The organism is Pseudomonas sp. P20 (genome assembly GCF_016463925.1).
In the GTDB taxonomy this organism is placed as follows: domain Bacteria; phylum Pseudomonadota; class Gammaproteobacteria; order Pseudomonadales; family Pseudomonadaceae; genus Pseudomonas; species Pseudomonas aeruginosa.
Genome location: NZ_JAEMVM010000003.1, coordinates 1 through 13,311 on the forward strand (window position 1 = coordinate 1; position 13,311 = coordinate 13,311).

A 13,311-nucleotide genomic window follows, 5' to 3' on the forward strand; every position below is an offset into this window, starting at 1 on the left:
GGTGCCGGTGATGGACATGTAGGCGGGGGTTGCCATGGATACGTTCCTTGTCGTTGAAAGTGCCCAGGCGATATGCCGGGGGCATCGGTGCTAGACAAGAACCGTGCCACTAGTCTTGAAACTCTTTTCCATCAAGGCGTTATTGGGGGAAGCCAAAAATTCGCTGGCGATTCTCATGGGAAGAACACTGAAAATTGCGCAACTTTTTGCGCACCGCTTGCAAAAAGTTGCGCACTCTCTCGGAGCCCTTTGGGTATTTGCTCCCTAGCGTTCTATCCACAGCTTTATCCACCAAAAAGTTGCACAATGGCTTTTGGATTGTGAGGCTGAATGGTCGGAGTATTTTCTGCCCCTATCCAAACAACGCTTCAGCACGGGTAGTCTGATTGTCCAAACGTTCACCAAGCCCAGCCGGTACAAGCTCACCTTTCCACCGTATGCGTGACCTCTCCCTCAGCCGGTATTCCCCCAATGGGGGCGAACCGCCGTTCAAATGCGGGCGGCCGGCTTGAAGTCGGATAGTCTGACCTCAAAACCGGCAAATCGCCGGTTTTGGATCTCCTGCATTGCAGGCAAAGGCTCGCTGCGTTCAAGCGCAAATACGGGAATATCCCGCATTTGAAAACCCGGCTTGAAAAGTACGCAAAACGTCCTTTTGACTGCGGACGAAATTCGTCGTCAGTCGGTGTTTTGTGCGTCCGAATTTCGGACGCACAAAATCCCCCAGATTCGGGGTATTACGAGAGTCTCGTAAAACTCTCACTCCAGCCACCGGCTGAAGCCGCCACTACAAAATATTCGTAGTGAACATGCCCTGATTTTTCAGGAGATGATCGCGCGACCGTGGCCGCAATTTTGTGGAGATGGCGACCCCGCTGAGTTACGGCCTCGGGCATTAACGTTGGAGCAACGTTGGCTAACGGTGGACTAACGTTGATCGCGTTACCGGGAAGGGGGCGCATTTCAAGTGCGCCCCTTGGCGCGACCAGCGATGGCTCCGAACTGAGCCATGGGCTAACGCGGCGCTATCTCACAACCACCAATGGGGGAAGTGAGGAGAATCCCACCTTGCCTGACCAATCGCCAGGGGATCGAACTTACCGGGAGCGACGCAGGCCACCCGGTTGCCCTGCTGGAACTGACGACAGACATTTGAGCTGGCCGGCATAAAAAAGCCCCGCCTGAGCGATTCAGGACGGGGCTTTCCTTTAGGCTTACTGCACCCACCATGCACCCATGAGAGGTGGCTTGTGGCTAATGACTTTTGGTAAGTGCTTGATTTGTATGGCGCATCCGGCGGGATTCGAACCCACGACCCCTGCCTTCGGAGGGCAGTACTCTATCCAGCTGAGCTACGGATGCAGCGCCGCGGCTCGCGCGGCAGGCCGCAATCATACGCATCTCGTCGGCGGGAGTCCATTCCATGTGCGTACGTTCGTGATTTCGAACGAAAACGACCGTCCGTCGAGGATGTGCTCAGAAAAGCAGCAGAATTTTCCGACTTTCGTTGATTTTATCGAACGGGGTATTGCCCTTTGTCAGTGGTGGCCCTAGGATTCGTTTGAGATTTCAAACGCCCCCAAAGCCACAACAACAGGAGACCGGGGAATTGGCATCAGTTCAGCCGGCCGCGTGCCCCTGGAATGACCTCTTTCTGACCTGCCCGTCGCTCGTCCGGCCTTTCGCGCTGCCGGGCCGCCGTGGTGCCGGCGTGGCGTTTCGTCCGCGTTCCCTTTCCCGCACGAGCCTTTCGTATCCTCCCCGACGCCTGTCGGCGGTCGCGTTCGTCCGCGTCCGCCCGTTGCGCACGGTGGCCGGCCGGTAACGGCGACGCCGCTGGCACAGGGCGCAGGAAATGGAACACCGGGGCGCTGGCCCTTTCGAATAACCAGCAGGCAACACTTTCCGGTTACAACCGAACCAGACAACCAGGCACGCGGGGTAGTCGAGGTAGACCCGCTGCTCACGGCATTCCTCGAAGGAGACAGGTCATGCAACTCAAAGATGCCAAGCTGTTCCGTCAACAAGCCTACGTCGATGGCGCCTGGGTGGATGCCGACAACGGCCAGACCATCAAGGTGAACAACCCGGCCACCGGCGAGATCATCGGCAGCGTGCCGAAGATGGGCGCCGCCGAGACCCGCCGCGCCATCGAGGCTGCCGACAAGGCCCTGCCGGCCTGGCGTGCGCTGACCGCCAAGGAGCGCGCCAACAAGCTGCGCCGCTGGTTCGACCTGATGATCGAGAACCAGGACGACCTGGCCCGCCTGATGACCATCGAGCAGGGCAAGCCGCTGGCCGAGGCCAAGGGCGAGATCGCCTACGCCGCCTCCTTCCTCGAATGGTTCGGCGAAGAAGCCAAGCGCATCTACGGCGACACCATTCCCGGCCACCAGCCGGACAAGCGCATCATCGTGATCAAGCAGCCAATCGGCGTGACCGCGGCCATCACGCCGTGGAACTTCCCCTCGGCGATGATCACCCGCAAGGCGGGCCCGGCCCTGGCCGCCGGCTGCACCATGGTGCTCAAGCCTGCTTCGCAGACCCCGTATTCCGCGCTGGCCCTGGCCGAACTGGCAGAGCGCGCCGGCATTCCGAAGGGCGTGTTCAGCGTGGTCACCGGTAGCGCCGGCGAAGTCGGCGGCGAGCTGACCAGCAACCCGATCGTGCGCAAGCTGACCTTCACCGGTTCCACCGAAATCGGCCGCCAACTGATGGCCGAGTGCGCCCAGGACATCAAGAAGGTGTCCCTGGAGCTGGGCGGCAACGCGCCGTTCATCGTGTTCGACGACGCCGACCTGGACGCCGCCGTTGAGGGCGCGCTGATTTCCAAGTACCGCAACAACGGCCAGACCTGCGTCTGCGCCAACCGCCTGTACGTGCAGGACGGCGTGTACGACGCCTTCGTCGACAAGCTGAAGGCCGCCGTGGCCAAGCTGAACATCGGCAACGGCCTGGAAGCCGGCGTGACCACCGGTCCGCTGATCGACGCCAAGGCCGTGGCCAAGGTCGAGGAACACATCGCCGACGCGGTCTCCAAGGGCGCCAAGGTGGTTTCCGGCGGCAAGCCGCACGCCCTCGGCGGCACCTTCTTCGAGCCGACCATCCTGGTCGACGTGCCGAAGAACGCCCTGGTGTCCAAGGACGAGACCTTCGGCCCGCTGGCGCCGGTGTTCCGCTTCAAGGACGAGGCCGAGGTCATCGCCATGTCCAACGACACCGAGTTCGGCCTGGCGTCCTACTTCTACGCCCGCGACCTGGCCCGCGTGTTCCGCGTCGCCGAGCAACTGGAGTACGGCATGGTCGGCATCAACACCGGCCTGATCTCCAACGAAGTGGCGCCGTTCGGCGGCATCAAGGCCTCGGGCCTGGGCCGCGAAGGTTCCAAGTACGGGATCGAGGACTACCTCGAGATCAAGTACCTCTGCCTGGGCGGTATCTGAGCCCGGCGAGGAACGCATCCGGAGGGGCCGGACGGCAGGCAAGAGCTGCGCCGTCCGGTGTCGACGTTGCCGGTGGTGGCACCGGACGAACCGGGAGACGCGGTCGCCGATCGCGAAGCGGCTCCGAGCCCTGGCGGGCCTGCAAGTCCCGAGGCAGTCGATCATCGCATGCTGCCTTGGGGAGCTTCCTTCCCGCCTTCATCCTTTGACCCGGCCGACCCGATGAGCGGCCACTGAGGAAGCCATGAGCAAGACCAACGAATCCCTGCTGAAGCGTCGCCAGGCCGCGGTACCCCGCGGCGTGGGCCAGATCCACCCGGTCGTCGCCGAGCGCGCCGAGAACTCCACCGTCTGGGACGTGGAAGGCCGCGAGTACATCGACTTCGCCGGCGGCATCGCCGTGCTGAACACCGGCCACCTGCATCCGAAGGTGATCGCCGCGGTCCAGGAGCAACTGGGCAAGCTGTCCCACACCTGCTTCCAGGTGCTGGCCTACGAACCCTACATCGAGCTGGCCGAGGAAATCGCCAAGCGCGTGCCGGGCGACTTCCCGAAGAAGACCCTGCTGGTCACCTCCGGCTCCGAAGCCGTGGAGAACGCTGTCAAGATCGCCCGCGCCGCCACCGGCCGCGCTGGCGTGATCGCCTTCACCGGCGCGTACCACGGCCGCACCATGATGACCCTGGGCCTGACCGGCAAGGTGGTCCCGTACTCCGCCGGCATGGGCCTGATGCCGGGCGGCATCTTCCGCGCCCTGGCGCCCTGCGAGCTGCACGGCGTGAGCGAGGACGACTCCATCGCCAGCATCGAGCGCATCTTCAAGAACGATGCCCAGCCCCAGGACATCGCCGCGATCATCATCGAGCCGGTGCAGGGCGAGGGTGGCTTCTACGTCAACTCCAAGTCCTTCATGCAGCGCCTGCGCGCCCTGTGCGACCAGCACGGCATCCTGCTGATCGCCGACGAAGTGCAGACCGGCGCCGGCCGTACCGGCACCTTCTTCGCTACCGAGCAACTGGGCATCGTTCCTGACCTGACCACCTTCGCCAAGTCGGTCGGCGGCGGCTTCCCGATCTCCGGCGTGGCCGGCAAGGCCGAGATCATGGACGCCATCGCGCCCGGCGGCCTGGGCGGCACCTATGCCGGCAGCCCGATCGCCTGCGCCGCGGCACTGGCCGTGCTGAAGGTGTTCGAGGAAGAGAAGCTGCTGGAACGTTCGCAAGCCGTCGGCGAGCGCCTCAAGGCCGGCCTGCGCGAGATCCAGGCCAAGCACAAGGTGATCGGCGACGTTCGTGGCCTGGGTTCGATGGTGGCCATCGAGCTGTTCGAGGGCGGCGATACCCACAAGCCGGCCGCCGAGCTGGTCAGCAAGATCGTCGTCCGTGCGCGCGAGAAGGGCCTGATCCTGCTCTCCTGCGGCACCTACTACAACGTCATCCGCTTCCTCATGCCCGTCACCATCCCCGACGCGCAACTGGAGAAGGGCCTGGCCATCCTGGCCGAGTGCTTCGACGAACTCGCTTAAGCTTCACCGGCAAAGCGATACCCCCGAGGCCCGCGCGTCCGCGCGGGCCTTTCTTTCAGAGGCTTCACGGAAACGGAAGCCTCTTTTTTCTGCCAGGGTTTTCCGCGAAACGCCCGACGAACGGTTTTCCCCTGTTACCCTTGGGCGCCTGGCGCATACGAATCCTCCCGCATTCCTCCGGTCGTTCCGTTCGTGGCGATTAGGACAGGTCCTAGAGGCGCACCGTGTTCGTCCGTCATACCCTTGTGTGCCCGCGGGCCGTGTCGTGCCCGCCTGTCATGCCTGGTGCGTCCCGCTCGGTTCGCCAGGTTCGAAGAGGAACGCCATGAGTGCCGCGAAAAAGGCCCCCGTCATCCTGATTGCCGACCCGGACCCCTGGAGTCGCGACTTGCTTGGCCAACTGGTCCTCGGCGTGCGTTGCGATGCCCGGCTGGTCCTCTGCGGCGATGGCGGAGAAGCGCTGGCGCATTGCCGGCGCCGGCGCTTCGCGTTGATCCTGGCCGAGCTGAACCTGCCGCAGGTGGATGGCTTCGAGCTACTGCGCGAAGCGCGCCTGCGCCGCTCGGTCGCCGAGCAGCCGTTCATCCTGATCAGCGACCGCGCCGACCAGGCCAGCGTGCGCGCCGCCGTGGCACTGGCGCCGACCGCCTACCTGGTGAAGCCGTTCCAGGCCGAGAACCTGATGCAACGCCTGCGAGGGTTGTTGCTGAAGGGCGACGAGGTGGTCGCCTGTCCGCTGCCGGAGCGGGACGCGGGCGAGAACCTGGAGGCTTTCCTCGAACGTGCGCGCGACTCCGCGGAGGGGGCGCCGTTGCTGGCCGACGTGCGTGCCGCCAGCGATCGTTGCCTGAGCGCCGAGGAGCATCCGCTGCGCGTGCTGGAGGATGAGTTCGGTCGCGACCCGCAGATCACCGCTGGCCTGATCGCCGCCGCCAACAGCGCCGCCCGGCACGTCGGTCCGGCCTGCCAGACCCTGGGCCAGGCCCTGCGGCGGCTGGGACTCGGGCACAGCCTGAACCTGGTGCTCGGTTTCAGCCTGCAGCGGGCCATCCAGCTCGGCGAGCCGCTACTGGCCGAGCGCGCCATGCACTTCTGGGATCTTTCGCAACGTTGCGCGGACATCGCTTGGGAACTGGCCGACGCCCTCGGCGCGGACGTCGAGCGCTGCTATACCGCAGGGCTGCTGCATCGCCTGGGCGACCTGGCGCTGCTGCGGACATTGCAGGATTGGTGCGATGGCGGCGGCGCGCTGGACGAGGCGCGGCTCGACGAGCTGCTGGGGCGTTTCGGCGCCAGCTTCGGCTCGGCCCTGCGGGCGCGTTGGCGGCTGCCGCTGGAGCTGCGCCGGCTGATCGCTGCGGCGTACCAGTTCGGTGGCGTGCTTTCCCGCGAAGAGCTGATCCTCAGCCTGGCGACCCAGGCCGCCAGCCTGCCCGAGGACGACGCGGAGCAACTGGCCGAGAGCAAGGCTGCCCGCATGCTCGGGCTGGACGGCGAACGACTGGCGAAACTGCTGCAGCCCTGAGCCGTCCTCGCCGGGCCTTTGTCCCATAGGGCGGATAACGCGGCGCGTCATGCGCCGCTGGGCATGGGCGCGGTTGCAATCGAGCCTCTTGCCGGGGAGATCGGCTCCTACGCACGCCGCCGAGTTGCCGGCCGTGGATGGGCGGAAGCGCGCCTAGCGCCGCAGCTCGGCGCGCAACAGGTCCAACGCCGGGTCGATGTCGTCCCGTTCGATGCAGCCGAAGCCGAAGAGGAAGCCGGCCTGTGCCGGGGTTTCCGCGTAGAAGGGCGGCAGGGTGCCGACCTCCAGGCCTTGCTGGCGCAAATGACGGGCGATGCGCAGCACATCCAGCGGTTCGCGACAGCGCGCCGCGAGGTGGATCCCGGCCACCGCCGGCAGCGCTTCGAGCCAGGGGCTCAGGTCGCCGTGCAGGCGTTCCAGCAGGCGCCCGCGACGCTGGGCGTATTCGCGTTGCAAGCGGCGCGTATGGCGGGCGAAGTCGCCGCGCTGGATGAACAGCGCGAGGGCGCGTTGCTGCAAGGTCTCGCTGTGCCGGTCGACCAGCTTGCGCGCCGCCAGCACCGCTTCGCGCAGGCTTGCCGGCGGCAGCAGGTAGCCGAGGCGCAGCTCGGGGAAGAGGGTCTTGGAAAAGGTCCCGAGGTAGGCCACCTGGCCGTTCCGGTCGAGGCTGCGCAGCGACTCCAGCGAACGCCCGTCGAAGCGGTACTCGCTGTCGTAGTCGTCCTCGATGATCAGCGCCCGGTGGCGCTGCGCCCAGTCCAGCAACTGCAGGCGCCGCTCCAGGCTCATCGGCATGCCCAGCGGGAACTGGTGCGACGGGGTGACGTAGACCAGCTTGGCGTTGTCCGGCAGCAGGTCGACGCGCAGCCCCTCGGCGTCCACCGGCACTCCGCGCACCTCGGCGCCGGTGGCCAGCAGGCTGGCGCGGGCCGGCGGATAACCGGGTTCCTCGACCACCGCCAGGTCGCCGGGGTCGAGCATCACCCGGGCCAGCAGGTCGAGTCCCTGCTGGGCGCCCTGGGTGACCATCAGGGCGTTCCAGTCGCACTGCACGGCGCGGTTGATCGCCAGGTAGCGGGAGATCGCCAGGCGCAGTTCGGGGTCGCCTTCGGTTTCCTTGTAGAACGCCGGCGAGCGCTGTTGCAGGCGTAGCGCCTGGAGCACGCAGGTACGCCAGGTATCGAAGGGAAAGCGGCGCTTGTCGGTCGTGCCGCCGGCGAAGCTGTAGCGGAGCGGTGCTCGCTGGTCCATCAGACCGGACTGCGGTTCGATGCGTGCCCAGCGCGCGGCCGGCCGCAGCGGACCGTCGGCGCGCTGCGGCGGCGCTTCCCCGGCGGGCCCGCGGGCGACGAAGGTGCCGCTGCCGACCCGGCCTTCGAGGAAGCCCTCGCTGGTGAGGCGCTCGTAGGCTTCGCTGACGGTCTTGCGCGACACTTCCAGGCGTTCGGCAAGGTAGCGCGTGGCTGGCAGGCGATCGCCGGTGGCCAGGCGACCGTGGAGGATCGCGTCGCGCAGCTGGCGATAGAGCTGGCCGACCAGGTCGTGGCGGCCGTCGAGGATCAGTTGCAGTTCCATGGCGAAATTGGCTACCTGGTATTTCTGGTAATTGGCTCTTCGTGGAAGCCAAAGGCAGGCTTAGTGTTACCCCATGCCGCGCCGCTTTCCACTCTCGCGGCTGCCAATCAGCCAAGGAGATTCGCCATGACCACCCGCCTCGAATGGGCCAAAGCCTCCCCCGACGCCTATGCCGCCATGCTCGGCCTGGAAAAGGCCCTGGCCAAGGCCGGCCTGGAGCGCCCGCTGATCGAACTGGTCTACCTGCGCACTTCGCAGATCAACGGTTGCGCCTACTGCGTGAACATGCATGCCAACGACGCGCGCAAGGCCGGCGAGACCGAGCAGCGTCTGCAAGCGCTCTGCGTCTGGCAGGAAACCCCCTACTTCACCCCGCGCGAGCGCGCCGCCCTGGCCTGGACCGAGCAACTCGCCCGCCTCAGTCAGGGTCCGTTGCCGCACGGCCTGCTCGACGAACTGCGCGAGCACTTCGACGACAAGGAGATCGCCGAACTGACCCTGGCGGTCTCGGCCATCAACGCCTGGAACCGCTTCGGCGTCGGCATGGGCATGCAACCGGAGTGAGGTGGGCGGCGATGAAGGCCAATCGATCGATCGCCTGCCTGCTGCTCGCCGCGCTGCCGACGCTGGCCAGCGCCCATGCTGCGGAGAAGGTGGAAACCCTGCGCGACCAGGCCCTGGCCGAGATTCCCGGCCATCGTGGGTTGATGCTGACGGTGTCGTTCAAGCCCGGCCAGGTCTCCGCGCCCCATGTGCATCCCGGCTCGGTGTTCGTCTACGTGCTCGAAGGCACCGTGCAGACGCAACTGGAAGGCGGCCCGGTGGAAACCTACACGGTGGGCCAGAGCTGGTACGAGCCGGCGAACGTGCCGCACCTGCTGGCACGCAATCCCGATCCGATGAAGCCGGCCAAGTTGCTGGTCTGGGAGTTGCTCAAAGAGGGCGACCCGATCCTCAAGCCACTGGAGCGCGGCGCCCACTGAGGCGTCGCTCGTTCGTCCGGAGGAGCGTCCGTCATGAGCGCCAGCCAGGTCATCCGTATTCGCGCGCGCAACGGTCAGTCGGAACGGCTTGGCCTGCGCCTGCAACAACTGGTCGAACCGGGGCTGGAGGCGCCGGGTTGCCTGGAGTACCAGGTGCGCAGGGACGCCCTCGAGCCGGATCTCTGGCTGGTGTGCAGCCAGTGGCGGGAAGCGCAGCAGATGTTCGACTACCTGGCCGGCGGCATCCAGCAGGTATTCGCCGAAGTGCTCTGGCGCTCCCTGGCGGCGAGCCTCGAAGTGCAGGATGACGCAGGCTAGAGCAAACCCAGCTCGGCGCAGACGATCAGCACCTGTTCGCGCAGCCAGAGGTTCGCCGGGTCCTGGTCGGCGGCGCGGCTCCATGACAGGTGCAGGGCGAACGGCGGCAGCCCGGGCGGTGCGAGGCAGGCGTGATGGCGGCCATCGTCGAGCAGTGCATGGATACGCCGTGGCAGCATCAGCACGAAGTCGCTGCCCGACAGCAGTTGCAGGGCGGCGACGTAGCTGTTGGCGCGCGCGGCGACCTCGCGGCTGCGGCCCTGGCGTCGCAGCCACGTGTCCACCAGGTTGGCGTTGCTGGCGTCGAGCGGGGTCGGGAAGACGAAGCGGCGCCTGCAGAACTCGTCCAGTTCCAGGCGCTCGTGGCGCGGCTGGGCACGATCCTGTACGCAGAGCAGCTCGTCGCTGAACAGGGCGAGCGCCTGTAGCTCCGGTGCCGGTCGGTGGTACTCGGGACCGAAGTCGAAGACCAGGTCGACCTGGCCGTCGAGCAATGCTTCGGTGGGCAGTTCGGGACCCAGGCGGCGGATGTCCAGGCCGATCCTCGGGCCGTTGGCGGCGAGCCGTCGCAGGAGTGCCGGAAGGATCAGCAGCTCGACATATTCCGGCGCGCAGAGGGTAAAGGTCCGCGGCTCGCCACGCGGGTCGAAGCTGCCCTGGGCGGCGTGACAGGCGTTGATGCGGGCGAGCATTTCCTCCACGTGGGGCAGCATGGCGCGACTCTTGTGGGTCGGCTGCATGCCGCCGCGGGTGGCGATGAACAGCTCGTCGTCGAAGGCCTGGCGCAGCTTCTTCAGGCAGTAGCTGACCGTCGACGGACTGAGGTTCAGGTGTTCGGCGACCTCGACGAGGTTCTGTCGTTGGTGGACCTGTAGGAAGACCAGCAGGTCCTGCATGTCGACCTTGCGCAGGCCGTTGGCGATCAGCATCGGGGCGTCCTGACGGCGTCGGGAGCGCCATCAGAACCCGTCCCTTTCCTCAGCGCAAGCTTTCGGCGCCGACGCCTTGCGGCTGTCGCTCGTCGAACAGTGCCGCATAGCGCCGCGGGTCGAAGCGCAGGCCCAGCCCCAGTAGCAGCGCCGCCACCGTGGCCAGCCCGAGCCAGGCTCCGGTGAAGCTGCCGAGGCTGTCGCGCAGCAGCCCGGCGATCCATGGCGAGACCCCGGCGATCAGGTAGCCGGCGCCTTGTACCAGGGCAGCCAGTTGACCGGCGCGTTGCGGCGCGTCGAAGTGGTCGAGGCAGACGATCAAGCCCATGGGGAACAGCCCGCCGATGCCCAGTCCGAGACACAGCGCCCAGAGCAGCGGCAGGCTGGCCGGCGCCCAGGCGAGGCCGAGGAAGCCGGCCAGCATCAGCGCCGTTAGCCCGACCAGCACCGGGCGGCGATCCCGCGAGCGGCTGGCCAGGGCCGGCGCGAGCAACCCGGAGAGCACCTCCATGGCCGTCAGGAAACCGAGCAGCAGCCCGGATTCCTGGGCGCTCCAGCCCTGCTCCAGGTAATAGGGCGCGAGCCAGGCCAGCACGCAGGTGTAGCAGGCCGTGCCGAGGCCGAAGAACAGGACCAGCAGCCAGGTCCGCGGATAGCGCAGGAGGCTCCTGCCCGGCTGCGCGGCGGGCAGGCGCAGGCGGGTGCCGGGTTGCAGCCACCAGGCCAGCAGCGCGAGCGCGGCGAGCGCCGCCCAGGCACCGAGGCCGAGCCGCCAGCCGGCGTGCTCCGCCAGGGTCGGCGCGGCGCTGGCGGACAGCGCCGCGCCAGCCATGATGGCGGTGACGTAGAGCCCCATGCAGAGCGGCGTGCGCGCGCCGAAACGGGCCTTGATCAGGGCCGGCATCAGCGCCTGGATCAGGGCGATGCCGAGACCGGCGAGCATGGCGCTGCCGAGCAGGTCGGGCAGGCCTCGGCTGCCCAGGCGCAGGGCGCTGGCGGTGCCGATCAGCAGCAGGGCGAGGGCCACCGAACGCCACTCGCCGACGCGGCGGGCGATGCCCAGGCCGAAGAACATGCCGAGGCCGAGGGTCAGCACCGGCAGGGCGGTCAGCAGCGAGACGTCGCCGAAGCTGAGCGCGATCTCGCCGCGCATGGCGTTCAGCAGTGGGCCGACGGCGGCCATGGAGGGCCGCAGGTTGAGGCCGACCAGGACGATGGCGGCCATCAGCCAGAGGGTGCGGCCGGGTGGGTTGGCAGTGGGCATGGCGATCTCCTTTCGGGAGCACCATTGCGCCTGCGCCAGGGCGTGGCGGCAAATCAAAATCCGCAGGGCGGATTCGAAAAAATGCGCTGGCCAGGGAGTCGGGGCGGACGCTGGCGCAACGTTGCGAGTCGCGAGGTTATCCGCCCCGTGCGGCGCGTGGCCTCACTCCGCACTCAAGCGCATCAGGCTTTCGCTCAGGGCCCGCGCGTGGCGGTCGACGATGATCGGCGCCCAGGGCCTGCCGGAAGCGCTGACCAGCGCGCTGCTCTTGCTGTTCAGGTCGCGCAGGGCCTGGCTCAGGTACTCCCAGCGGTTTTCCAGTTTCTTCAGTCCCGCCGGGTTGGCGCTTTGCGCCACCAGCAGGGCGATGCGCCGGTCGATCAGCGGGACCAGCACGCTCTCGTCCTGGCCGAGATAGTCCCGGGGCTGCTCGCGGGCAGTCTCCAGCCCGCCCAGGTAGGCGCGCGCCAGGTATTGCAGGGACAGGTACTCGACCCGCACCGGCAACTGCCAGAGCGGCAGGGGCTGGCCTGGCGGGGGCGGTGGCACCTGGCGTTCCACCAGGTTGAGGAAGTCACGCAGGGCGCGGCTCAGTTGCTGCGGGTAGCGCCAGGGCAGGTCCTCTTCGCGGGGGCCGTAGGCCGCGCCTTCACGGATGCGCGCCACCAGCGTCTTTTCGTCTTGCCGCAGGAGCACCCCCTCGGGGGCGGCGGCGAGCGCGCGGTCGAGGCTGGCGAGGTCCTTCTCCAGTTGCGCCGCGTGCTGTTCCTGGAAACCCTCGCCGCGCAGCAACAACAGGCTGCCCACCGCGCGACAGGCCTGGACCTGCAGTTGTTGCAGGGCGCGTTGCTGGTCGTCGAGGGCGGCGCGCGCCGGCAGCACCAGCAGCAGGCAGTAAAGACAGAGGACAGCGGGAAGCGCGGGACGGAGCATGGGGAGATCCTGTTGTTGTCGTTATGGATATCCGCACCGAGGGCAGGTGCCCTGCACACGGTAGCCGGCCATGGCGCGCCTGCAAGCGTTCGAAAGTGTGATTCGCGCTCAGCCGTGGGTGGCCGCGCGCAGGCCGGCGAGGTCGAGAATCTCGATGCCGCCGTAGCTGAGCTGGAGGATGCCCTGGGCTTCGAGGTCCTTGAGGATCTGGTTGGTGGTCTGCCGCGACAGCGACAGCATCAATGCCAACTGCTCCTGCGGCAGGTGCAGGACCTGCCGGCTGCGGCTGTTGTCGTAGCCCTCGGCGAGCATCAGCAGGCGCCGCGCCAGGCGTTGTGCGGCCGGCAGCAGGGCCATCTCTTCCAGGGCGATGAATGCCAGGCGCAGCTTGTGGCTCATCAGCAGGGCCACGTCGCGCCAGTAGTGCGGCTCGCGGCGAAGCAGTTCGAGCAGCGCCGCCTGCGGCACCTGGAGTAGCTGGGTGTGGCCTTCGGCGTAGGCGTCGTGGGTGCGCGCCTGGCCGTCGAACAGGGCGATCTCGCCGAACCAGTGCGGCGCTTCCACCAGGATCAGCAGCGCCTCCTTGCCGTTCTCGCTGACCGCGCTGATACGGATCGCGCCCTCGACCACGCAGTACAGTCCGCAGGGCGCGTCGCCGCGGGCGAACAGGCGCTGGCCCGGCGGCAACTGGCGCGGTTGGGCGAGTGCCAGCAGGTGCGTCTGCAAGGCCTCCGGCAAACCCTGGAACCAGCGGCCGGCCTGGAGTTGCGAACGGTAGTCGGTACGCTCGTTCATGTTTGTCGTCTAGCTGACAGA

General features: G+C 67.1%; 11 protein-coding genes and 1 tRNA gene. 6 read left to right on the forward strand and 6 right to left on the reverse strand.

Annotation, left to right across the window (positions count from 1 at the left end):
• Window positions 1-1,285: 1,285 nt before the first annotated feature.
• Window positions 1,286-1,362: transfer RNA gene (locus tag JHD77_RS04185), tRNA-Arg, on the reverse strand.
• 629 nt (window positions 1,363-1,991) lie between these two features.
• On the opposite strand from JHD77_RS04185, the gene gabD reads away from it, so the two are divergent.
• From gabD to JHD77_RS04200, 3 genes are all read left to right on the forward strand, one after another.
• A complete protein-coding gene (gene gabD, locus JHD77_RS04190) occupies window positions 1,992-3,443 on the forward strand; it encodes an NADP-dependent succinate-semialdehyde dehydrogenase (RefSeq protein WP_003106269.1) in 1,452 nt (483 codons plus the stop codon).
• Window positions 3,444-3,687: 244 nt separating this feature from the next.
• Entirely contained in the window at window positions 3,688-4,968 is a 1,281-nt protein-coding gene (gene gabT / locus JHD77_RS04195; protein WP_003106268.1) for a 4-aminobutyrate--2-oxoglutarate transaminase, read from the forward strand.
• A 325-nt stretch (window positions 4,969-5,293) separates the two neighbouring features.
• The gene (locus JHD77_RS04200) at window positions 5,294-6,493 is read left to right on the forward strand and encodes an HDOD domain-containing protein (RefSeq protein WP_003084206.1); all 1,200 of its coding nucleotides are present in this window, start codon (window positions 5,294-5,296) and stop codon (window positions 6,491-6,493) included.
• 153 nt (window positions 6,494-6,646) lie between these two features.
• Here JHD77_RS04200 and pdxR read toward each other — a convergent pair whose 3' ends face one another.
• On the reverse strand, window positions 6,647-8,068 hold the full coding sequence (gene pdxR / locus JHD77_RS04205) for a MocR-like pyridoxine biosynthesis transcription factor PdxR (protein WP_023092283.1): 1,422 nt from the start codon (window positions 8,066-8,068) through the stop codon (window positions 6,647-6,649).
• Between the two features lie 126 nt (window positions 8,069-8,194).
• On the opposite strand from pdxR, the gene JHD77_RS04210 reads away from it, so the two are divergent.
• The 3 genes from JHD77_RS04210 to JHD77_RS04220 are packed head-to-tail and all read left to right on the forward strand — an operon-like array spanning window position 8,195 to window position 9,369.
• On the forward strand, window positions 8,195-8,632 hold the full coding sequence (locus JHD77_RS04210; RefSeq protein WP_003084211.1) for a carboxymuconolactone decarboxylase family protein: 438 nt from the start codon (window positions 8,195-8,197) through the stop codon (window positions 8,630-8,632).
• Window positions 8,633-8,643: 11 nt separating this feature from the next.
• A complete protein-coding gene (locus JHD77_RS04215; protein ID WP_003084212.1) occupies window positions 8,644-9,051 on the forward strand; it encodes a cupin domain-containing protein in 408 nt (135 codons plus the stop codon).
• Window positions 9,052-9,084: 33 nt separating this feature from the next.
• Window positions 9,085-9,369: an antibiotic biosynthesis monooxygenase family protein gene (locus tag JHD77_RS04220; protein WP_003106257.1), complete on the forward strand. Its 285-nt coding sequence runs from the start codon at window positions 9,085-9,087 to the stop codon at window positions 9,367-9,369.
• On the opposite strand, the gene JHD77_RS04225 is transcribed toward JHD77_RS04220, so the two are convergent.
• From JHD77_RS04225 to JHD77_RS04240, 4 genes are all read right to left on the reverse strand, one after another.
• Window positions 9,366-10,298 (reverse strand): LysR family transcriptional regulator, encoded by a 933-nt coding sequence (locus JHD77_RS04225; protein ID WP_003106255.1) that lies wholly within the window; start codon window positions 10,296-10,298, stop codon window positions 9,366-9,368. The two genes, JHD77_RS04220 and JHD77_RS04225, sit on opposite strands and share 4 nt — an antisense overlap.
• 49 nt (window positions 10,299-10,347) lie before the next feature.
• Window positions 10,348-11,562 (reverse strand): CynX/NimT family MFS transporter, encoded by a 1,215-nt coding sequence (locus JHD77_RS04230; protein WP_034022425.1) that lies wholly within the window; start codon window positions 11,560-11,562, stop codon window positions 10,348-10,350.
• Window positions 11,563-11,724: 162 nt separating this feature from the next.
• Window positions 11,725-12,495 (reverse strand): hypothetical protein, encoded by a 771-nt coding sequence (locus tag JHD77_RS04235; RefSeq protein WP_003107718.1) that lies wholly within the window; start codon window positions 12,493-12,495, stop codon window positions 11,725-11,727.
• A 108-nt stretch (window positions 12,496-12,603) separates the two neighbouring features.
• On the reverse strand, window positions 12,604-13,290 hold the full coding sequence (locus JHD77_RS04240) for a Crp/Fnr family transcriptional regulator (protein WP_003107720.1): 687 nt from the start codon (window positions 13,288-13,290) through the stop codon (window positions 12,604-12,606).
• Window positions 13,291-13,311: the final 21 nt, after the last annotated feature.